Origin of the sequence: Streptomyces sp. NBC_00203 (assembly GCF_045206325.1) — a bacterium.
Lineage (GTDB): Bacteria > Actinomycetota > Actinomycetes > Streptomycetales > Streptomycetaceae > Streptomyces > Streptomyces lutosisoli.
Map to the genome: position 1 here is coordinate 10,418,412 of NZ_CP108126.1, position 21,082 is coordinate 10,439,493.

Annotated in this window: 19 protein-coding genes and 3 pseudogenes; 12 read left to right on the forward strand and 10 right to left on the reverse strand. The window is 67.4% G+C overall.

What is annotated here, in order from left to right:
• Positions 1-17 precede the first annotated feature (17 nt).
• Together OG975_RS46235 and OG975_RS46240 are read left to right on the forward strand one after the other, a co-directional pair.
• Positions 18-912: pseudogene (locus tag OG975_RS46235) on the forward strand (transposase); the annotation flags it as partial.
• A gap of 24 nt (positions 913-936) precedes the next feature.
• A complete protein-coding gene (locus tag OG975_RS46240; protein ID WP_406335778.1) occupies positions 937-1,236 on the forward strand; it encodes a hypothetical protein in 300 nt (99 codons plus the stop codon).
• 336 nt (positions 1,237-1,572) lie between these two features.
• On the opposite strand, the gene OG975_RS46245 is transcribed toward OG975_RS46240, so the two are convergent.
• The gene (locus tag OG975_RS46245) at positions 1,573-2,145 is read right to left on the reverse strand and encodes a TetR/AcrR family transcriptional regulator (protein WP_406335780.1); all 573 of its coding nucleotides are present in this window, start codon (positions 2,143-2,145) and stop codon (positions 1,573-1,575) included.
• A 130-nt stretch (positions 2,146-2,275) separates the two neighbouring features.
• Between OG975_RS46245 and OG975_RS46250 the strand changes: the two genes are divergently transcribed.
• From OG975_RS46250 to OG975_RS46260, 3 genes are all read left to right on the forward strand, one after another.
• Positions 2,276-3,748, forward strand: a complete 1,473-nt coding sequence (locus tag OG975_RS46250) for an amidase (protein WP_406335781.1) — start codon at positions 2,276-2,278, stop codon at positions 3,746-3,748.
• A gap of 37 nt (positions 3,749-3,785) precedes the next feature.
• Positions 3,786-5,351, forward strand: a complete 1,566-nt coding sequence (locus tag OG975_RS46255) for a long-chain-fatty-acid--CoA ligase (protein WP_406335782.1) — start codon at positions 3,786-3,788, stop codon at positions 5,349-5,351.
• A 97-nt stretch (positions 5,352-5,448) separates the two neighbouring features.
• Entirely contained in the window at positions 5,449-6,693 is a 1,245-nt protein-coding gene (locus tag OG975_RS46260) for an NADH:flavin oxidoreductase/NADH oxidase family protein (protein ID WP_406335783.1), read from the forward strand.
• A 37-nt stretch (positions 6,694-6,730) separates the two neighbouring features.
• Here the strand turns inward: OG975_RS46260 and OG975_RS46265 are convergent, their stop codons facing one another.
• Positions 6,731-7,408, reverse strand: a complete 678-nt coding sequence (locus OG975_RS46265) for a winged helix-turn-helix transcriptional regulator (protein WP_406335784.1) — start codon at positions 7,406-7,408, stop codon at positions 6,731-6,733.
• Between the two features lie 147 nt (positions 7,409-7,555).
• On the reverse strand, positions 7,556-7,987 hold the full coding sequence (locus OG975_RS46270) for an amidase family protein (protein WP_406335786.1): 432 nt from the start codon (positions 7,985-7,987) through the stop codon (positions 7,556-7,558).
• Between OG975_RS46270 and OG975_RS46275 the strand changes: the two genes are divergently transcribed.
• The gene (locus OG975_RS46275) at positions 7,928-8,266 is read left to right on the forward strand and encodes a hypothetical protein (RefSeq protein WP_406336806.1); all 339 of its coding nucleotides are present in this window, start codon (positions 7,928-7,930) and stop codon (positions 8,264-8,266) included. The two genes, OG975_RS46270 and OG975_RS46275, sit on opposite strands and share 60 nt — an antisense overlap.
• 22 nt (positions 8,267-8,288) lie before the next feature.
• On the opposite strand, the gene OG975_RS46280 is transcribed toward OG975_RS46275, so the two are convergent.
• On the reverse strand, positions 8,289-8,642 hold the full coding sequence (locus OG975_RS46280) for an amidase family protein (protein WP_406335787.1): 354 nt from the start codon (positions 8,640-8,642) through the stop codon (positions 8,289-8,291).
• 140 nt (positions 8,643-8,782) lie between these two features.
• Positions 8,783-9,619: an SDR family NAD(P)-dependent oxidoreductase gene (locus tag OG975_RS46285; RefSeq protein ID WP_406335788.1), complete on the reverse strand. Its 837-nt coding sequence runs from the start codon at positions 9,617-9,619 to the stop codon at positions 8,783-8,785.
• 1,277 nt (positions 9,620-10,896) lie between these two features.
• Here OG975_RS46285 and OG975_RS46290 point away from each other — a divergent pair.
• From OG975_RS46290 to OG975_RS46300, 3 genes and pseudogenes are all read left to right on the forward strand, one after another.
• Positions 10,897-11,125 (forward strand): annotated as a pseudogene (locus tag OG975_RS46290) (alpha/beta fold hydrolase); the annotation flags it as partial.
• A gap of 95 nt (positions 11,126-11,220) precedes the next feature.
• The gene (locus OG975_RS46295) at positions 11,221-11,343 is read left to right on the forward strand and encodes a hypothetical protein (protein WP_406335789.1); all 123 of its coding nucleotides are present in this window, start codon (positions 11,221-11,223) and stop codon (positions 11,341-11,343) included.
• Between the two features lie 256 nt (positions 11,344-11,599).
• Entirely contained in the window at positions 11,600-12,298 is a 699-nt protein-coding gene (locus tag OG975_RS46300) for a hypothetical protein (protein WP_406335791.1), read from the forward strand.
• Between the two features lie 313 nt (positions 12,299-12,611).
• Here the strand turns inward: OG975_RS46300 and OG975_RS46305 are convergent, their stop codons facing one another.
• The 3 genes from OG975_RS46305 to OG975_RS46315 all read right to left on the reverse strand — a co-directional run bounded on the left by OG975_RS46305 (position 12,612) and on the right by OG975_RS46315 (position 15,717).
• Entirely contained in the window at positions 12,612-13,481 is an 870-nt protein-coding gene (locus OG975_RS46305) for an alpha/beta fold hydrolase (RefSeq protein WP_406335792.1), read from the reverse strand.
• Positions 13,482-13,583: 102 nt separating this feature from the next.
• Positions 13,584-14,588, reverse strand: coding sequence for an NADP-dependent oxidoreductase (locus tag OG975_RS46310; RefSeq protein ID WP_406335794.1), 1,005 nt, complete (start codon positions 14,586-14,588; stop codon positions 13,584-13,586).
• A gap of 523 nt (positions 14,589-15,111) precedes the next feature.
• Positions 15,112-15,717 carry a TetR/AcrR family transcriptional regulator gene (locus OG975_RS46315; RefSeq protein WP_406335795.1) on the reverse strand — a complete coding sequence of 202 codons (606 nt, stop codon included), beginning with the start codon at positions 15,715-15,717 and terminating at the stop codon, positions 15,112-15,114.
• A 594-nt stretch (positions 15,718-16,311) separates the two neighbouring features.
• Between OG975_RS46315 and OG975_RS46320 the strand changes: the two genes are divergently transcribed.
• Positions 16,312-17,163, forward strand: coding sequence for an alpha/beta fold hydrolase (locus tag OG975_RS46320; RefSeq protein ID WP_406335796.1), 852 nt, complete (start codon positions 16,312-16,314; stop codon positions 17,161-17,163).
• Between the two features lie 675 nt (positions 17,164-17,838).
• Here the strand turns inward: OG975_RS46320 and OG975_RS46325 are convergent.
• Positions 17,839-18,300: a pyridoxamine 5'-phosphate oxidase family protein gene (locus OG975_RS46325; RefSeq protein ID WP_406335797.1), complete on the reverse strand. Its 462-nt coding sequence runs from the start codon at positions 18,298-18,300 to the stop codon at positions 17,839-17,841.
• A gap of 508 nt (positions 18,301-18,808) precedes the next feature.
• Between OG975_RS46325 and OG975_RS46330 the strand changes: the two genes are divergently transcribed.
• The gene (locus tag OG975_RS46330) at positions 18,809-19,684 is read left to right on the forward strand and encodes an alpha/beta fold hydrolase (protein WP_406335799.1); all 876 of its coding nucleotides are present in this window, start codon (positions 18,809-18,811) and stop codon (positions 19,682-19,684) included.
• Between the two features lie 283 nt (positions 19,685-19,967).
• Here OG975_RS46330 and OG975_RS46335 read toward each other — a convergent pair whose 3' ends face one another.
• Positions 19,968-20,540, reverse strand: a complete 573-nt coding sequence (locus OG975_RS46335) for a TetR/AcrR family transcriptional regulator (protein ID WP_406335800.1) — start codon at positions 20,538-20,540, stop codon at positions 19,968-19,970.
• Positions 20,541-20,784: 244 nt separating this feature from the next.
• Here OG975_RS46335 and OG975_RS46340 point away from each other — a divergent pair.
• A pseudogene (locus OG975_RS46340) lies at positions 20,785-21,008 on the forward strand (PaaI family thioesterase); the annotation flags it as partial.
• Between the last annotated feature and the right edge of the window lie 74 nt (positions 21,009-21,082).

A 21,082-nucleotide genomic window follows, 5' to 3' on the forward strand; every position in this document is an offset into this window, starting at 1 on the left:
CGACGAGCTGATCCCGCAAAAGTGCCCACCACGGGCACGGCCTCACCCCCCGTCGGCAAGAAGGTCTTCGACAAGCAACTGCCCAACAGCGAGCCGAAGCTGCGGGCCGTCTTCGACAAGCTGGCCGCGGAGTTCGGCACCGTGCTGGTCATCGTGGACCAACCCGCCTCGATCGGAGCCCTGCCCTGACGGTCGCCCGGGACGCCAGCTGCAAGGTCGCCTACCTGCCCGGACTCGCAATGCGGCGGATCGCCGACCTGTATCCCGGCGAGGCGAAGACCGACGCCAAGGACGCCGCGGTGATCACGGACGCAGCCCGGACGATGCCGCACACCCTGCGCTCGCTGGAGCTGACCGACGAGATCACCGCCGAACTGACCGTTCTGATGGGCTTCGACCAGGACCTCGCGGCCGAGGCCACCCGCACCTCCAACCGGATACGCGGCCTGGTCACCCACTTCCACCCCAGCCTGGAACGCGTCCTCGGCCCGCGCCTCGACCCTCAGGCAGTGACCTGGCTGCTGGAACTCGATCCCGGGGGTCGCGGTCAGGACCGCCGCCACCTTGCTGGTCACCGTCGGCGACGGCACCAGCTTCCCCACCGCCGCCCACCTGGCCTCCTACGCCGGCCTCGCCCCGACGACGAAGTCGTCGGGGACCTCGATACACGGCGAACACGCGCCCAGAGGCGGCAACCGGCAACTCAAGCGCGCAATGTTCCTGTCCGCGTTCGCCGCACCGCACGATCCCGCCACCCGCACCTACTACGACAAATGCCGGGCCCGCAGAAAGACCCACACCCAGGCCCTCCTCCGCCTTGCCCGTCAGCGGATCAACGTGCTCTTCGCGATGCTCCGCGACGGCACCTTCTACGAACCCCGAACCCCACGCCACATGGGACTCTGCAGCTAGCCGATGAGCCGAGCCGGAGTACCCATGACACTTGCAGAACTGATCAGCCAACTGACTGAGAAGGATGACGGTCTGACCGTCTTCGCCAGCGAGCCCTGGACTGCGCAGAGCGACGCGACGGCTGTCGCCAACCGGGAAGGCACAAGCCAGCCAGATGCAGAGGGCCGCACCTACCTCCTGGAAACCGCCCTGATCCACGACGTCCTGGAGACCTGGCGTGCGCACCATGACGGGGCCATTCCTTCCCCGCAACAGGCATGCAAGGCAGTCGTCTACTACGCCGAGAACGACACATACCTGTACCCGGACGAAGACCTGCCCTGATCAACCCGCCCCGGACTCGCACTCCTAGTGGGCCCACTTCACGTCGACCAGGGCTGGGAAATTTCCGCGCAAGACCCTCTCTACTTGACCAAAGACATAGAGACACCCCCCCCAATTCGGCAGTTCGGCCTGGCCGCGCTCGCGACGGTGCGCGATGACCAGGCCGGTGTTCGCGATGATTCGAGCGAGGTCGGAGAAACCCTCGCCGCGACTCCGTGGGCGGCCGCGAGCCGTCACGCCCGGGGTGCACGGGACCGTCACCGCGTCCGGCCTCGACGTCCTCACGCACGGCACGGCGGAAGCGGACAGCCGCCCGGCCGCGGATTGACCGCCCCCTCAGCGTATGAAGGCGAGGGCGTTCTCAGCTCCCTGCTCAAGTACCTCGTCGGCGAACTTCCGGTCGGAGAGTGCGCGGGACAGCTGCAACGTCCCCACCATCATGGTGAAGAGCCCGATGGCCTCACCGCGGGCGGACTGCGGATCCTCAGGTGTCAGGCGGACGGCGATCTCTTCCAGGATGTTCCGCGCGCCGTCGGTGTAGGCCTGCTTGGTCCCGTCTTCGCAGCGGCCGATCTCGTCGAGCAGGGCGGCGGAGGGGCATCCGACGCCGGGGTGGTCCCGGTGTTCAGGCGACAGATAGTCGCGAACGAGGTCTTCGAGTCCCGGGCGGCCGGGCCGCAGCGTGCTGTACCTCGCCACCTGAGTGCGCAGTTGGTCGGCGACGACGTTGGCGATGAGGTCGTCCTTGGACGCGAAGTGGGCGTAGAAGGCTCCATTGGTGAGCCCGGCGTCCGACATCAGCGTGGAGATGCCCGAGCCGTCTAGCCCGTCCTGCTTGAACCGCTCGCCGGTCTTCTCGATGATCCGCTGCCGCGTCACCTGCTTGTGCTCCTTGGCGTAGCGCGCCACGGGGCTCCTCCATTCGCTCCACAGGGCCATTGCCCCGAGACCCATCCTAATCTATGGTCTGACGAGCGTAATATTATGATCGACAGATGATTGTGCGGCTGATCTGTCACCGTCAGAGATGAGGCATGCCGTGAGTGACGTCCCCTTCCAGTCCGCCGTGGAGCAGTCCCGCGCGCTGGCCGCGGGTGAGATTTCGAGCCGGGAGCTCGTCGAGCTCTATCTCGAGCGGATCGCCACCCACAATCCCGCGCTGAACGCGGTGGTGACCCTCGACCCCGAGCGGGCCCGTCGCGAGGCCGGGGAAGCGGACGCCGCGCGGGCGGCGGGGCAGGACCTCGGTCCGCTGCACGGCGTGCCGATCACGGTCAAGGACAGTTTCGAGACGGCCGGGATGCGCACCGTCTGCGGGCGTACGGACCTGAAGGACCACGTGCCCGACCGGGACGCCGAGGCGGTCAGGCGGCTGCGTTCGGCCGGTGCCGTGATCATGGGGAAGAGCAACATGCCTCCGGGCAACCAGGACGTCCAGGCCGACAACCCGGTGTTCGGCCCGTCCTCGAACCCGTGGGACACGACCCGCACCTCGGGCGGGTCCGCAGGGGGCGGCGCCGTCGCCACCGCCGCGGGCCTCACGGCGTTCGACTTCGGCTCGGAGATCGGCGGATCGACCAGGATCCCGTCCCACTTCAACGGCCTCTACGGGCACAAGTCGACCTGGCGGTCGATACCCCTCATCGGGCATGTGCCCTACGGCCCGGGCACGGGACGATGGACGGACGCCGACATGGCCTGCGGCGGCGCGCAGGTCCGCGACGCCCGTGACCTCGTCCCGATCCTGCGAGCGACCGTCGGGACGGCCGACTACGACGGCGGTTTCAGCTACACGCTCGCACCGCCGCGCGCGACCAAGCTCGCCGACTTCCGGGTCGCCGTCTGGGGCGAGGACCCCTCCTGTCCGGTCGACAGCGACGTCGCGGCAGCCGTGGACGACGCGGTCACCGTGCTGAGGGCGGCCGGCGCGAAGGTCACACTCCAGCCCGCGAGCCTCCCCGTCGACATCGCGACGAATCACCGGAAAGCCTTCCTGCCCCTGCTCTTCGGCGCGCTGTCCTACGACCGCTCCGGCCTCACTCCTGCCCCCAACGCCGCCCTGCTGGCCCGGCTCGTCCAGCGCCCGCGGGGCGACGCCGGTCCCGCCCTGCTCGGAACCTTCCAGTCCCACTACCACTGGCTGAAGGCCGACACGGTGCGCAACGAGATCCGGCAGCGATGGTTCGAGTTCTTCCAGGACTTCGACATCGTGCTCATGCCGGTCACCCCGACGGCCGCCCCCGCCCACCACAACAAGCTGATCGACCGGTTCGGGCGACCCTTCGAAGTCGACGGTGTGCGACGCCCTTACTGGGACCAGGTCAAGTGGAACGCCATTGCCAACGTCTCCGGCGGTCCGGCGACGACCATCCCGGTGCGCAAGGGCAGGAGCGGACTCCCCATCGGTCTGCAGGCCATGGGCCCGAGCGGGGGCGATCTCACCACCATCGAGTTCGCCGCGCTGCTGGGCCGGGAAGTCGACGGCTTCGTACCGCCTCCGGCCTTCGTCTAGACCCCGACCGCCCGCCCCAAGGACCAGGAGAGCAATGATGCTCAGCCCGAGCCGCAACGTGTCACGACTGCTGACGGATGCCGCGTTCCTCTACCCGGAGCGCACCGCGATCGTCTTCGGCGACGACCGCATCACGTACGGCGCCCTCGACGCCGCTGCCAACCGGGTCGCGAACCTGCTCGTCTCGCGCGGGATCCGGCCGGGGGACAAGGTCGCCCTGTCCTGCCCCAACCTGCCCCACTTCTCCAGCATCTACTTCGGCATCCTCAAGGCCGGGGCCGCGGTCGTGCCGCTGAACGTGCTGCTGAAGGCCCGCGAGGTCGCCTACCACCTCACCGACTCCGACGCGAAGGCGTACTTCGCCTTCGAGGGCATGCCGGACCTGCCCATCGGGCGGGCCGCGTGGGAGGGGTTCCGGGCGAGCGCGGGCTGCACCGAGTTCTTCCTGATAGAGAGCGGCGGCGCGCCGTGGTCCGGGGGCGGGACGCCGGAGTCCTACACCTCGGTCGTGGCCGAGCAGCCCGTGACGTTCCGGACGGTCGAACGCGACGAAGACGACACAGCGGTGGTCCTGTACACGTCCGGCACGACCGGCCATCCCAAGGGCGCGGAGTTGCGTCACCGCAACGTGTACGACAACGCGCTCGCCGGCACGGACCTGTTCGCCTCCGATCCGGAGCGCCCCGACATCTACCTGTGTGTGCTGCCGCTGTTCCATGCCTTCGGCCAGACCGTCATCCAGAACGGCGCCTTCGCCTTCGGCGGCACGATCGTGATGCAGCCGCGGTTCGAGGCACAGGCCACTCTGCGTCTCATGCTCGCCCACGACGTCACGTTCTTCGCCGGGGTCCCGACGATGTACTGGGGTCTTCTCGCGGCACTCGACGAGACGGTCGACGTCGCCCGCCTGGCCACGAACCTCCGCGTGGCGGTGGCCGGTGGTTCGGCACTGCCCGCCGAGATCCACAAGCAGTTCGAGGAGCGGTTCGGGGTCACGATCCTGGAGGGATACGGACTGTCCGAGACCTCGCCGATCGCGTCCTTCTCCCGGTTCGGCGAGGAACCCCGCGTCGGGTCGATCGGGGTGCCCATCCCGGGCGTGGAGATGAAGCTCATCCACGACGACTGGTCCGAGGTCAAGTGCGGCCCCGACGAGATCGGGGAGATCGCGATCAAGGGCCACAACGTCATGAAGGGCTACTACAAGAAGCCCACGGCGACGGCCGAGGCGATCAAGGACGGCTGGTTCCGCTCCGGCGATCTCGCCCGCAAGGACGAGGACGGCTTCTACTACATCGTCGACCGGTCCAAGGACATGATCATCCGCGGCGGTTTCAACGTCTACCCGCGCGAGCTCGAGGAGGTGCTCATGGAGCACCCCGCGGTCTCGCTCGTCGCCGTCATCGGCGTACCGCACGACTCCCACGGCGAGGAGATCAAGGCCGTCGTGGTGAAGAAGGCCGGGAGCGGCACCACCGAGGACGAGCTCGCCGCCTGGGCGAAGGAACGGCTCGCCGCGTACAAGTACCCGCGCACCGTCCAGTTCGTCGACGCACTGCCCACGACGTCCACCGGCAAGATCCTCAAGCGTGAACTCGCCTGACCGGACGTCGCCCAGGAACGCCGGGGCCAGGATCGACATCCCGCGTCGCCCCTCACCCATGCCCACGCCCCCATCCCCGACCGAAGGAAATCCGCTCATGACCTCCCTGCACGACCACCTGACCCTGCCCAACGGCCAGGTGCTACCGAACCGGATCATGAAATCCGCACTGAGTGAAGCGCTCGCTGACAAGGGCAACGCCCCGGACCATCGCCTCGAACAGCTCTATCGGACCTGGAGCAGGGGCGGGTACGGACTGATCATCACCGGCAATGTCATGGTCGACCGCACCCAGCTCGGCGAGCTGGGCAACGTCGTCATCGAGGACGACCGCGACCTCGCCGCGTTGACCCGATGGGCCGCGACGACCAAGGACGCCGGCATCCCGACCTGGGTGCAGCTCAACCATCCCGGCCGTCAGGCCAACATGCTCGCGCTCGGGCACACACCGGTCGCGCCCAGCCCGATCACGCTCAACCTGCCTGGTGCCGCCAAACCCCGCGAGCTGACGTCTGCGGAGATCGAGGACATCATCGAGCGGTTCGCGACCGCGGCGGCGGTGTGCGAGAGGGCCGGCTTCGCCGGGGTGCAGGTACACGGAGCTCACGGATACCTGGTCAACCAGTTCCTCTCCCCGCTGTCGAACCGGCGGGACGACGAATGGGGCGGCGACCCCGAGCGCCGGATGCGTTTCGTCCTCGAGGTCGTGCGCCGCATACGATCACGGGTTTCACCCGGCTTCGCCGTCGCCGTCAAGCTCAACTCGGCCGACTTCCAGCGCGGTGGATTCACCGAGGAGGAGTCCCGCTCGGTCGTCGCGGCTCTGGCGCAGGAAGGACTCGACCTGATCGAGGTCAGCGGCGGCAGCTACGAGTCGCCGGCGATGATGGGCACCGCCGCGGCGTCGACGCGCGCCCGTGAAGCGTATTTCCTGGAGTACGCCCGCACGGTGCGCGGTCTGGTGGGCGACATCCCGCTGGCGGTCACGGGTGGCTTCCGCTCCCGTGGCGCGATGGAGGACGCCGTCGCCACGGGCGAGTGCGACGTTGTTGGTATGGGCCGGCCCACCGCCACGACGCCTGATGCCGCGGACGTGATCCTCGGGGGTCGCGCCGAGGCGGTCGTCGCACACCAGGTGCGCGTCGGGATGCGCCGTGTGATCGGCAAGGTCGCCGACGTCAAGGCGCTCGACGGTGTGCTCGACCTCAGCTGGCACACCGATCAGTTGCATCGACTGGGCGCGGGCCTTGAACCCGACCTGCGCCGCGGGCGTCTCGCCACCACCGTCTCGATGGTGCGGCGAAACGGCAGGGCGTCCTTCCGTCGCAAGCGCGGGGCGTGAGGCCCCACCCGGTCCTCCGGCGAGGCAGCGTGCGAGATCAGATCGGCATTGATGCCGACTGAACTGCGGAATGCCGTCGGGCTGTGTCGGCGAAGGTCTCGAAGAGACGACTGACCGCCGCGATGTCGCCGCCTGTCGCGAGGCGGCCGGAGGTGACGGCGGCGGACGGCGTCTCACTCCCGAGGGACAGGGCGATGAACGTTCCCGCGTCGCAGGCGATCGTAGAGGGGGACGGCGCGGGTGACGGTCCGGACCGGACCTGGAGGGCTCCGTCGGCGACAGTCAAGGAGAACCGTTCGCCGGCATCGACGTCGCACTCAAGAGCGAGGGCGGCCAGTCGAGCGGGATCCACCGCTGCTGTCATGCACAGCGCCACCATGTCCGGACGAGCGGTCGACGTGTCGAAGCCGTCGCTCATGAGGCCCAGGCCCCACAGTCCGAGTCCGATGATCGGGGTTCGCAGCCCTTCGCCGAACTCGGTCAGGGCGTACTCCGACGTCGGCTCGGCCTTGGAGACGACGCCGGTCGTGTGGAGGGTTCGAAGCCGGTCGGTGAGCCGGTTCGGCCCGATCGACGGCATGCGGCCGAGGATCTCGGTGAACCGCTTCGGGCCCAGCAGGAGTTCGCGGAGGATGAGTACAGTCCACCGCTCGCCGAGCACATCCATCGCCGTGGCGAGTGGACACGCCTGCCCGTACCTGCGTATCGCTCCCATGTGTTCCACCCTACTGGCTTGCCCTGGCGAGGTTTTGTCCGCGTTGTCCGCGCACCACCTCAGTTCGCTGCCAGGCCCCGGTGCTTGTCGAATTGCACCATCGCGGGTCGGATCTGATGCTTGCGAGCAGGATGTCCGCGCCCGCCGTTACTTCGCGAACGCGGGTGGCCGTTGGTACCCATCGAGTTCGGCGCCGACCAGCGCGGCGAACTCGACGGTTGTAAGGTCGCCCCCGGCGGGGCCCATGGCCTGGACGCCGACCGGCAGCCCGGCGGCGTTGGGGGGGCGTGGCCGGAGTTCCGGCGATGTTGGCGATCGCGTTCCCCCTGGGCTGGTCCCAATACGACCGCTTGGATCCGTCCACGTCGATGTGACGCCCGAACCGGTCGATGCGCTGCCGTGATGCGGTGGCGCCGCAGTCGGCGTCACCGGCATCAGAACGACATCGAACTCGTCGTAGAACTCCTGCCACCGTTGCCTGATCTCATAACGAGCCGCGTCCGCCCTGAGCCAGGAGTAGTGCGACTGGAAGCTCCCCCGGAGCGCCGCAAGGGCGTCCCCGCGCGGATGCTGGAGCATGGGGGCGACCAGTCCAGCCGCGAACCTCGGTGTGATTCCGGTGCGGTCGACCCCGAACGCGCCGTTGACGAGCGTTCGAACATCCGGTGCGAGGTGGCGATGTCGACGGGGAGTGAGGTCGGCGGGATCGTCACCTTGGCACCGCCGGCGCGCAGGACCGAGACGACATCCTGGATCGCGCCACTGACGTCGATGTCGATCGGGCACGACGGATCGTCGTACCAGACCGCGACCCGGAAGTCGGAGAGGCGGCGCGCCCGTGGCGGGGTGAGCGTGTAGGAGAATCCGCCGTCATGAGCCGTCATGAGCCGTCACGAGCCGTCACGTGGTTGCCCGGGGGCATGTTCAACTTGCCGATGATGATGGCGCCCGACCGGCGCAGGCGGCTGACCGCCTCGGCGTTCTGCGGCGGTGCGTTGTCCGCCAGGTCCTTGCGGCCGCACATCGTTCGCATGCCCGCGGTCTTGTAGCTGTCCTTGGCGGTGGTCGGCAGGCCGTCGAGAACTCCGCGGTCTTCTCCCCGGGCGCGAGCGGCGTCCGCCGCGTCGACTTCCTCCCGGGCGCGAGCGGGATCGAGTGTCACGATCGCGTTCAAGGTCGCGTCGTGGACCTCGATGCGCTGCAGGTAGACCTCCAGCAACTTGGGGCTCGTCATCTCTCCTGGGCGAAGAGCCTTGAGCTGACTGGTGGCCGAGGCCAAAGGCAGATCAGACATGGTTGCCTCCGAACTCTTGGTTCGCGGATCTCGCGCGGTGCGCGGGTCCGTGCTGAGGGCTGTATCGCCAGCGGCCCGGCTCACCGTGCCTCGAGCTTGTGGAGAAGCGCGCGCAACTTGCGATCACCTGCCATGCGCGCGTCGATCGCCGGGTTGATCACCCCTCGGAGGACGGACAGCGGTGTCCAGCGGGCCGGCCGGATCACGCGGGGCGAACGGTGCTCAATGGCATTGACGATGGCTTGGGCAGCCTCGTCCGGCTCGATGCGCTTGAGCAGTGGTCGCGGGGAGGTCCTCGACAGAATCTCGGCGATGGTCGGATCCTCGTCGACACCGTGTTTGATCATGTCCGTCTGGATGAGCGAGAAGTAGGCGGTGGTGGCGGAAGCGCCGTGCTGGGCGAGTTCCACTCGCAGGCCGCGTCCGAGCTGCTCGACTGCGGACTTGCTCATCGCGTAGGGAATCGCCCCTGCACCGTTGAGGAAGGCGAATACCGAACTGATCAGTACGATCTGCCCCTGGTTGGCGACGATCTGCTCCATTGCCGCGTTCACGGTGTTGATGACACCGTTGACGTTCACGGCCAGCACCTTGTCGATCGCGGGTGCGGGCATAGCGCGGAGTGTGGCTCCACGTCCCATGATGCCTGCGTTCGCGATCGCGACGTCGACCCGGCCGAACCGCTCACACAGCAGGGCGACGGCATCATGAAGTGCGTCGCGGTCGCAGACGTCCGCCGTGATGCCGACCACGCCGGACGGTGAGATGCGTGCCGTGATCTCCGGCGTCTGTGGATCCAGATCCACGATGCCGACGCGCGCGCCGCGGGCGACGAGTGCCCGAGCCGTCGCGCTGCCGAGCCCGCCAGTGCCGCCGGTGATGAGCACAACCTTGCCGTCGAGTTCATATTTGGTCATGCGGATGCCTTGCCTTCAGTCACGGGGATGGTTCGTCCGCGTCCCAGGTTCACGTTGGTTGCGGCGAGTCCGAATTCGGGGCCGAGCGACGGGACTTCGCGTTCCCATGCCGGCATGCTCGACTCGAGGCGGAGGCGACGAGCCAGGATCCATGTCTCAAACGCACTCACGACGAGGCTTGGAGATGTACAGCCACCTCAGGTCGACGCGAAACGTCGGCCTTGTCGCTGCATCTGGCTACGCATCTCCTGGCACAGCGGCGCATCGGTCAGGATTGGCCGTTGTTCATAAGACGCCCGACAGTCCCAGCTCAGGGAGCACTGCGTGCCCGGTCCGGACAGGCTCGCCGATGATTCGCTCAACCGTTCGTCCGTGTGTATTCGCTGATTCCGCGGCGACCGGATTGCGGTCCGCCGTTTTGACGTGGGTGACCGCGGTGTTGATGCGTCCGAAGGCGATTGGGGCGGCCCCGACTGCCTTCTCGGGCTGACTGGCGGGCGCGCCGCGACCGGGCGTCACGCCCGTCATTGCGATGCCCGCACTGCGCGTTGTGCCCGTTGTGAGCGCACGTTGACCATCCGGCGACGCCTTCGTCATGGAGCGGGACATTAGCAAAGCGCTATATGAAATGTATAGTCCCGTGACGGCCCTCGGGCGGCGGCGCTGGAGGTGGCCAGCTCTTGTCGGTAAGCGGGGGTGCCCGTCCACCTCACGGTCGGCGGCGACGAGTTGAGGGCTGGGCTCTCGTCGGGGAGGCCGACGGCATGAGGCGCGAAGGTCAAGCAGGTGGGCATCCCGTAGCAGGCCCTTGGCGCCCATGGGGGACTGGTTGCGCGGCGTCGGTCGGCTTGCGGTCGCCGATCTGCTTCCACCGCGCCTGCAACCCACGCCACCAGTAGCTGCCTGCTCTTCAAGGGGGATTCCATCGGCGGGACAGTCCGTCTGCCTTGTTCTGCTCCCGGCGGATCCAGCCCGGTTCCATCCCTGGATCGCACCGGCTGTGGTGTCACCCCCGCTGTGAAGCTGAGTCCCTTTGGCCTCGGCGCATCCTGGGTGATGACGCTCTCTGAAAGCGACCACCGGGGTGTTCTGAGGTGGGGGCAGGACGTACACGGCGGTCGGTCCGCAGGCACTCCGACGGATCGCGCAATCCGTCTCGGACGGCAGCCGGGACCCGGCAGTCGACACAGGGACGAGTCACACCTGCCCGGAAGGGTCTGAGCCGGCTCTCGTCCTGGCCACCGGACAACCCCGCACGGCATCACCGCCTCCAACGCATCGACGTCGACCACGACCAGGCCGACCGGGACGCCGGCAACTGTCTACGGATGCCGGTCACCGTGGCTCCAGCAGGACTGGGGCGCTGCCCTCGGCTTCGACGCGGCAGCCCTGTGAAGGGCCTGGGCACCGGATCTGCGGCACACCACCGTCACCTGCGGTCACTTCATGGCTGAAGAAGCCCCTGCCGACGTTGCCAAGGCACTTCGAGACCTCCTCGCCCGCTGAACCGAGGCCGGGAGCCGCGCCAGGGCAGCGCCGGGGAATGGTCCGGTGCCCATGCCCGCCTGCTGCCGGTACAGCCGGCCCCGGGCAGCTACCCGATGGTGCAGGCCGACAAGGAGGAGGTCGAGGGCCTCGGGCTGCTCAAGCCCAACGCCAAGGGCCACAAGGGCGCCGCCGATCACGTCTCCGCGGCGATCCTGGGCGCCCTGGGCGTGAGCTGAGCGATCTCCGGCATCCTCGGGGAGCCGCATCGGGCCGCCGGCCGGATGCGGCTCCCGGCAGTTGTCTGCCCGAGCGCGGCTCTGCCTGTTTGGAGTTCGTGAACCTCATGGTCGGGTGAGGATCCGGATCCGGATGCGGAGGAGACGGAAGGATGCCCGGCCTTATATGGCCCGCTTGAGGGTTCACGCTTCTGTGGTTCAACGATGTCGTGTGGGCGGTGTGGGTGCTGTCAGTGGGATCGACTTGGATACGGCTGTGTCTGTCTATGAAGTCATCCGTCAGCTGCCGGAGATATCGATCGTGCGGGATCGCTCTCGCGCCATGGCCGTCCTCGACGCCATCATGAGCCCGGACTGGGAGTCCCGGTTCTACTCGTTCGACTCCCAGTGGTCGCCCACCGAGGAGATGGCCTCGATGCGTGACGGGTGCGGTAATGATTACTCGATCGTCTTCTCGCCAGCGGGCGCGTATGCCCGGGGCTTCGATCATGAGTCGCCGATGAGCCCGTATCGGGTCACGCCTCCAGTTCCGTGGCCTGGGTTGTTCGACGGGGTGCCGGAGGCATTTCTCCACCACGTCGCGGAACCTGCGTTCAGCGAACAGGACGGGACGCCGCGGGCAACCGTGTGCTTCTGGCGTGAACAGGCAGACTCCGGGTGGAGGGCCGGGGCCATCGAGGCTCTGTCGGCGAGGGTGGCGGACGACGGCAGCGCGGAGTGGCTGTTCGACGTTCTGACCGATGGCCGTCCCGAGGCGTATCAACAGTTCGCGGAGGAGAACTACGAGGTCGCGGTGGACATCGAGGCCATTCGTCACGTCTATGCGCTGCGGCCTCTCACCCAGAGCGTCGTATCCGCGCTGAGTCCGGATGTCGGCCTTGCCGATCTCGATGACGATCTGACGCAGATCGGATATCCCGTCCCAGGGCCAGAAGCTGGCCACGGGACCTCGTGATCACGTTCGTGTCGGCGTACGGGTGAACGTGGCTCTGGTTAGGGTTTCGTAGCCGGAGATCATCTGGTTGTGGCGGTCGTCGGAGCCGCGTAGCGGGCAGTCTCAGGCTTTGGTCTGCCAATTACCAGCCCGTCCTGCCATGCAGCCCCGCGACAACCGCACGGAAGGCGTTCACGGTCACACCACTGCTCTGCGTCCGCACCCGTATTGACTGCGGTAGGCGTGCCTGACCAATCGGAGCGCCCGTCGTGCTGCTGGTCAACGGCATTGGCGCAGCGGATGTGAGGCCCTCCCCGATGCCATCCGCTCCGGCTCAGGACTCGAGGAACGCAAGCGCCGTTGTCACGAATTCATCGTGGTACTGGAAGATCGCCCCGTGGCCGGCATCCGGGTAGAGGGGGACGAGTTCGCTCTTGGGCAGACGTGCGGCCAGGTCGAGTGTGTTCTGACTGGGCACCATCCGGTCGTTCTCGCCGTTTGTCACGAGGACTGGTTGGCGCATGCCTGACAGATCTGACGGTGCCTGGCGGGCCCACCGTTTGATGGCCTTCAGCTGGGCGCGGAACGACGGCGGCGAGATGTCTTTGTCGCGGTTGTCCGTGCGCTCCTTCAGCCGTTTCAGGAAGGCGCGTCCCGCCCGTCGGCCGCCTGCGGTGTCGGTGAAGAAGAGGGACAGCTTCGGATCCTGACGTGTCAGGGCGCCCTTCAACGTGGCCCGGATCGTGAGTGCCGGGACCCTGTCGATGCCCTGGCCTCCGGCGGGGCCGGTGCCCGCGAGGACGACCTTGCGAACCAGGTCCGGTTCCTCCTCCGCGATGACCTGCGCAAGGAAACCACCCATCGACAAGCCGAGCAGATCGACCTGGTCGAACCCGAGAGCTCGGATGAACAGCACCGCATCGCGAGCCATCGCCTCGATCGTGTCCGGCGTGGAGCCGCTCGATCCGCCCACTCCACGGTTGTCGAAGGCGATCACCCGACGTCGTGCGGCGAGTCCGTCGACAACGCGCGGATCCCAGTTGTCCAGAACCCCGGCCAGGTGAATCAGGAGAATCAGTGGCACGCCGTGCTCGGGGCCGAGTTCCCGATAGGCGAAGTCCGCGCCCCTTACGCGCACGGAACGGGTTGCCACGTTGTTGTACGACGACGCCGAGTGGGAAGGGGAGTTCCGCGGTGCGCTCATGTCCAGGTCCTTCTGATAGCGGATTTGAGGGCACTTCTCATTGCCGGGGCGGTCACGTTCTGGGGCTCGTGGATGCCTTGATCGCCGGGCAGGACTGGTCTCTCACGTCATCTTGAGGACGACCTTGCCGGCCTTCGCACGCCCCGCTTCGACGTACTCCAGTGCTTCTCGGGTCGACTCGAACGGGAAAACGGTGTCGACGACGGGTCGGATCCTGCCGGCGTCGATGAGCGGGGTGAGCTCGCGCAGCTGGTCCCCGCTTGCCTTCATGAAAAGGAAGGAGTACGTGATGTTGCGGCGCCGGGCGCGTCGTCGCGTCTGGAAACTCAGCGCGGACATCACCAGCCGGATGATCGGATTCGCTCCCAGCTCCCTGCCGAAGGCGGCGTCGGGAGGGCCCGCGACGCTGATGACCTTCCCGCCGGGCTTGAGTACGTCCAGGGACTTCTTGAGCGTCTCGCCGCCGAGCGAGTCCAGAACGACGTCGTAGTCGTGCAGGACCGTCTCGAACGCCTGCTTCTTGTAGTCGACGACAACGTCCGCGCCCAGACGCTTCACCAGGTCGACGTTGGCTGTGCTCGTGGTGGTCGCCACGTGCGCACCCAGGTGCTTCGCCAGTTGGATGGCGATGGTGCCCAGGCCGCCGGAGCCCGCATGGATGAGGACCTTCTGGCCCGGTTGAACATGGGCCCGCTCGACCAGCACCTGCCACGCGGTCAGGGCGACCAGGGGAAGGGAGGCGGCCTCCTCCATGGTCAGTGTGGTCGGCTTGATGGCCACGTCGTCCTGGTGCACCGCGATGCGTTCGGCGAACGTGCCGATCCGGTCCTTGTCGGGTCGCGCGTACACCTCGTCGCCCACTGCGAACCGCGTGACGGCCGGGCCCACCTCGACCACCACTCCGGCCAGGTCGTTGCCCAGGGCGAACGGAACCCGGTACGGCAGGATCGTTTTCATCTCCCCGTCCCGGATCATGCGGTCGAGCGGGTTGATGCTCGCGGCCTGGATCCGGACCAGCACGTCGTCCGCGCCCGGCTCCGGGTCCGGCACCTCACCGGCTCGCACGCCGGCTTTGTCGCCGTAGCGCTCGACCAAGAAGGCCCTCATCGTCGTCTCCGTATCTCGTCCGCCAAGCGGACAGGCGGTGCTGTTCATCCCGGGCTTCTCCGGGCAGTGGACGCCGCTTTGTGGTGGTAAGCGAAATTTCTTGCACACGGGGTGTTCAAGGGAGGCGGACTCTGGGCCCTGGCTGGCGGCGGAGGGCTGGGAGTCCTCGGTGATGACCGCGCGCGAGGCGTGCTGAGTGTGGTGCCCAATGTCCGCCTCGCACGGCGGGTGTGTCGGGGTGACCCTGCCTTGCGTCATGGATGTCGTCGTAGACCGGTGCGGTCCGCGTGAGCCCAGCTCCATTGGATTGCATTCGTAATGCTAAGTGGCCGGTCGATGGATCGCAAGTGGGCCCTCCGCTCACATGGGGGTGTCGCGCCGGCGGTGGATGCGGGCTGATCGGCGAGGGCTGGCTGGCCCGGTCGTTGCCCTCAGGGCCTTGCGAAGGCTTTCGCCACCGCGGCGAGGGGCTGACGCGGTGTGGGGCCGAGCGATGTGCCGCCCAAATGTTCCTGTGGATATGTCAGTTCGCGGTCCTGACGTTCTCATGCTCGACGCCCAGCACTGCGAGAGCGTTGTGGATGCCCTGCGTAAGAAGTTCATCGGCGAGTTGCTGGTCGGCGAGCGCCCGGGAGAGCTGCAGCGTTCCGGCCATCAAGGCGTAGGCGCCGAGTGTCTTGGTGCGGACAGAGTGCGGATCGTCCGGTGCCAGGCGGGCGGCGATACCGTCGGCGACAATCAGTACGCCGTCGGTGTACGCCTGCCTGGTCGAGTCTGTGCAGCGCCCTATCTCGTCGAGCAGGGCGGCGGAGGGGCAGCCGTCGCCAGGGCTGTCGCGATGCTGGGCGGACAGATACCAGCGCACGATCTGTTCGAGCCCGGCGAGACCGGGGGCCGCGTGCGCGACGATGTTCGCGTTCTGTGCTTGCAACTGGTCGGCGACCGTGGTGGCCACGAGGTCGTCCTTGGATGCGAAGTGGGTATAGAAGGCGCCGTTGGTCAGGCCTGCGTCCTTCATGAGTGTCGAGATGCCCGAGGCGTCGATGCCGTCCCGCTTGAACCTGCGGCCGGCCGTCTCGATGATCCGTTGCCTGGTCGCCTGCTTGTGCTCATTTCTGTATCGCACCACGTGCTCCTTCACTCGCCGGAAGGGCCGCTCGCCCTCCATCCGGCGCCTTCACTGTATTGTATGGTGAACGTAATGTAATGAATGCGGGGTGTCGGCGGCTGCTCGACTGATGGCGAGCTGTCGCCGGTCGGCCCCGCGTCCACTCCTGTGGCGGGTCGTGTCGCTATCGGTCCGGACTCATCTCCATGGCGCGCCGCGGGCCTCCCTTTTGCCGCAAGGGCTCACTTGCGCCCATGGCTCTTCCTGCATAGCATTACGAGCGTAATTTAATTGCCTCGCCACCTCGGAAGGCGACCGCGTTCGCGCTCGGCGAGGCGGCCTTCGTGGTGGCCGGAACGAGTCGGAAGGCCCCCGCGTCACTCGTCGCGACGGCTGATCTTCCTCGGGCTCGATGTAACCGGTGACGCTCAGGTCGCCGAAGTGGTCGAGCGGGTGACTGAGCAATTCGAGCAGGCCGACGGCCTGGTCGACAACGCCGGCTCAGCGCGTCGGGTGCCGGGCCAGACAACTCCCGGAGTCCCGGCACGTCTTCGGTGCGCTGCGCGAGCAGGCCCGCGCGATGTCGCGGACAACCGCCAACAAGAGAAGGGCATGATGAGTACATATCTGGCAGACAAGGCCGAGGACCTCACCGTCGAGGGTTCCTCCGCGCGGTTCACCTACCGGCGTACGGGTCCGCAGGGCGGCGTCCCGCTGGTCCTGCTGAACCGCTTCCGCGGGACCATCGACTGGTGGGACCCGGAGTTCCTGGACTACCTGGCCGCCGACCATGACGTGATCGTGTTCGACAACGTCGGCGTCGGCTACACCGACGGCGAGCCGCGTGACTCGCTCGAAGGTTTCGCCGAGGGAGCCATCGAGTTCATCGACGCACTCGGCCTCGCGCAGGTCGACCTGCTCGGCTGGTCCCTGGGTGGCATCGTGGCCCAGCGTGTCGCCCTGCGACGCCCTGAGCTGGTGCGCAAGCTCGTCGTGGCGGGCAGCGGCCCGGCCGGCTGGGTGCCCGATGCTCCGCCCTTCAGTGAGAAGGTCCTGGGCATCATGGCCAAGCCCGACGCCGACCTGGAAGACATGCTGTACCTGTTCTATCCCGAGACGGAGCCGGCTCGCGCCGCCGGGCGCGAGCACTTCGACCACGTCTCGACCCGGCTCGCGGGCGGCGGCCCGGCGGTCTCCGAGACGGCGGCACAGGGCATGCTCACCGCGGCGGCCTCTCTCCTGGCCGCCCCCTTTGACCAGGTGGTGGCGGAACTGGAGGCCATCAAGCATCCCGTCCTCTACGCCAACGGCCTGCACGATGTGATGATCCCCGCCCACAACTCCTACGTCGCGGTCCAGCACCTCGACAACGCCACCCTCGTCCTCTACACGGGCGCCGGCCACGCCTTCCTCTTCCAGTACGCCAAGGCCTTCACCAAGCAGGTGGCCGACTTCCTCGCCGCCTGATCGCGCCGGCCGTGCCACCGACCCCGAACGATGCAGGGTGGTGGCCGGTGGCTCGTCCCGCAGGCGCCGCCTCACAGTCGTCTGAGGCGGCGCCTGCACGATTGCCGAACGTCACCACCACGAGACCCGGCCGGCAGTCAGTGCTACCCGGCGACGTGGCCTCGTGTAGATGACCCATGCTCAACATGGCTGCCTTGCACAGCCCGCGTCCGCCATGGCGGCGAACTGTCGAAGCCGTCTCCCTGAACCGGCGGCCGGCCGTGCCGGTGATCCATCGCATCGTCGCCGGCCTGTGCTCGGCACGGCGCGTTGGCTGCCGCCACGGTCTCGTTCTTCATCGTCCGACAGGTCGGTAGTCCTCGGGCTCCTGGTTCTTCAGGAATGCGGCGACCCTCAGGAGGGTCGCAGGCGCAGCCTTCGCCTGCGTCGGCTCCCGTGCCGCGCAGTCTCGTAGCGGTTCATCGGGCGGCCTCGACGGCTGCGGCACGGAGATGGACGCCGTCGGCGATCGCCGACGGCTGATGGGGATCTCCGAAATTCACCAGGCCTGCTCATTGTCCCCAGTTGATTGCGCAATGAACGAACGCAGCATCGTCACAGTCCAGTTGCCCCGCTTGGGGCACGGGCCCCAAGCGGGAGGCCCGATACAGGCAGGTCATCCGTCCAGGGCAGCGACTACTCCAGCCAAGCACCGTCACGCATGATGACCCTGCCGCTCAACTCCGGCTCTCCGCGCCAAGCATGTACCACCTTCGGCGCTATGCGCAGATACACAAAAGGGCCGTTCTCCACGCGCGGGTCCCAGCCGAACTTGCCGGCGAATGCGTCCGCTGCGGCCGTCGGCACGTCCTGGTCCGTGAAGCACTCTGCCGCCCCTTGGAGCAGCACGACATCGAAGGTGTCCGGTAGTGACAGACGCACCCGCGGGTCCTTGCGTACATTCCGCACCGTCGCGGACGTCGCGCTCGTGCACACCCAGACCGCTTTCCCGTCCCATGTGAACCACAAGGGGACCTGGTGGGGGCCGTGATCGGGATGAGCTGTCGCCACCCAGGCATCCCGCTCTGTGGCAAGGCGGTCGAAAGTCTCGCGCCTACGTTCGACCACCGAGCGGTGAACGATTCTTCTGTTCTCCATAGCCGCCGACGCTAGTCAGCAAGATCGGAAAGCACATGGGGCTGTGGCCCTACATCCCTTGACCGATATCCACGTCCGTCTCGGATAGGAACGAAGGTGAGCAAGTCTGGGGAACCTTCGAGCGTCGGGTGGGGAGATTCAAATTTAACGAGCCCCAACAGACGAAAGAGGCCGGAGTCGCCCCCACCTGCCCGCCCGCCCCACCTGGGTCCGCATCAGGGAGCACGCCGCAGTGCGACCTCAGGGCGACCGTCACATCAACATGCATGCCCATGCCACGGCAGCCTCGTTCAGCTCACCGTCTTGCACCCTCATGGAATTACGGTCATACTTTAATGGTCGGCGTGATGCTGAAGGGCTCGACCGCACATGGGTCCCGCTCCCACGGCCTTCGACCGTCGACCCGCAGACTGCAGCCGCAGTCGATGGACCCGGGTAACTGCTCTGCGTCCTCCCCCTCCAGGAAAAGGGGCCGCCGCACGCTCGCAGAAGCCCCACGCCGAAGGGCATGACCGTGAATGACGCACAAGAAGTACGAGGCGACGTGGTGACGTCGTACAAGAACGCGCCGACCCGCACCGTCGCCGCCGGGGGAGTGACCTTCGCCTACCGCGAGCTCGGTCCCCGGTCCGGCGTCCCGGTGGTCTTTCTCACCCACCTCGCCGCGGTCCTCGACAACTGGGACCCCCGGGTCGTCGACGGCATCGCCGCCAGGCGCCGGGTCATCACGTTCGACAACAGGGGCGTCGGCGCTTCCACCGGCTCGACGCCGCGCACCATCGAGGCGATGGCGAAGGATGCCGTCATCTTCATCCGGGCGCTCGGGTTCGAGTACGTCGATCTCCACGGCTTCTCGATGGGCGGCATGATCGCCCAAGTGATCGCGCAGACTGAACCGGACCTCGTCCGCAAGCTGATCCTCACGGGTACCGGTCCTGCGGGCGGCGAGGGCATCAAGGACGTGTCCCGCTTGTCCCACCTCGACACGGTCCGAGGACTGCTCACCCTTCAGGACCCGAAGCAGTTCCTCTTCTTCACCCGCACCGCGGGCGGGCGTCGGGCCGGCAAGGAGTTCCTGGCCCGTCTGAAGGAGCGCACCCAGGACCGGGACAAGGCGATCTCCCTCACGTCGTACGGTGCCCAGCTCAAGGCCATTCACCGTTGGGGGCTGGAGCAGCCCCAGGATCTCTCCGTCATTCACCAGCCTGTGCTCGTCGCGAACGGTGAGAGCGACAGGATGGTTCCGTCGAAGAACTCTCACGACCTGGCGCGGCGAGTGCCGAACGGCGAGTTGGTGATCTACCCCGACGCCGGCCACGGCGGCATCTTCCAGTTCCACCGGCAGTTCGTGGAGACGGCTCTCGAGTTCCTCGAACGGCAGTAGACCCGGAGTGTGGTCGTTGCTCGAGCCGAGGGCGTTGCCTCAGAGCCGTGACGCCCTTTGGGCGAGCGGCTCGAGCCGCCTGTTCGGAATCGCGAAGACGCGCTCGACGGGTGAACGGGCGCCTTGTGGCGCGGGCGGTTGGGCCCCTGGTCGGCAGTTCGGCCTGGCGGCGCTCGCGACGGTGCGCGATGAGCAAGCTGGTGTCCAGGCCGCCACCGCCCACGATGACGGGGGTTCCGCGGCAGAGGCGGTCGGCCCCCCGGCCGCGGATTGGCCGCCCCCCTCAGCGCATGAATGTGAGGGCGTTCTCAATTCCCTGCTCAAGGACCTCGTCGGCGAACTTACGGTCGGAGAGTGCGCGGGACAGTTGCAACGTCCCCACCAACATCGTGAAGAGCCCGAGGGCCTTACCGCGAGCGGACCGCGGATTCTCAGGTGCCAGGCGGGCGGCGATCTCTTCCACGATGGCCCTCGCACCGTCGGTATAGGCCTGCTTGGTCCCGTCCCCGCAGCGCCCGATCTCGTCGAGCAGGGCGGCGGAGGGGCATCCGACGCCAGGGTGGTCCCGGTGCTCGGGCGACAGATAGTCGCGAACGAGGTCTTCGAGTCCCGGGCTGCCGGGCTGCAGTGTGCCGTACCTCGCCACCTGCGTGCGCAGTTCGTCGGCGACGACGTTGGCGACGAGGTCGTCCTTGGATTCGAAGTGGGCGTAGAAGGCTCCGTTGGTGAGCCCGGCATCGGACATCAGCGTGGAGATGCCGGAGCCGTCGATGCCGTCCTGCTTGAACCGCTCGCCGGCCTTCTCGATGATCCGCTGCCGCGTCACCTGCTTGTGCTCCTTGGCGTAGCGCACCACAGGCTTCCTCCACTCGCTCTGTAAGGCCGTTGCCTCGCAGCTAAGCCTAATCCATGGTCTGACGTACATAATGTGATAAGCGGCGGACAAATTCCGCAGCGCGTTCTGCCGTGGGCCAGTCACGGGCTGGCCGCAGGGGAGGTCTCGCGCCAAGAGCTCGTCGAGTCCCCCTCGAGCTGATCGCCATCTGCGACGTCAGGTCTGGCCCGCGATTCTCGGGGTGCTGGGCTCGCGACCGGAGGTGGGGCGAGCTGTCCAGTCAACCCTTCCGCACGGTATGGCGTACACATCGCTCGACCTGACCGTGAAGTTCCTGCGGCGAATCACCGTGGACACGGCACGGTGCGCGCCAGCGGCACGGTTGCCAGCAGCGGCCGTCAAACCGCCCTGGCGCAGGCCCAGTTGGTCGACGCGACAGACCGCCTGCTCGCCCACGCCACCAGTAGTTGCATGCCTCCTCCCTGTTGACCTGCGGAGGGCGATCTCTGGCAGGTGATCCCGGACTCCCTTGATCTCGGCTCACAACGCCGGGGTACGAGGTG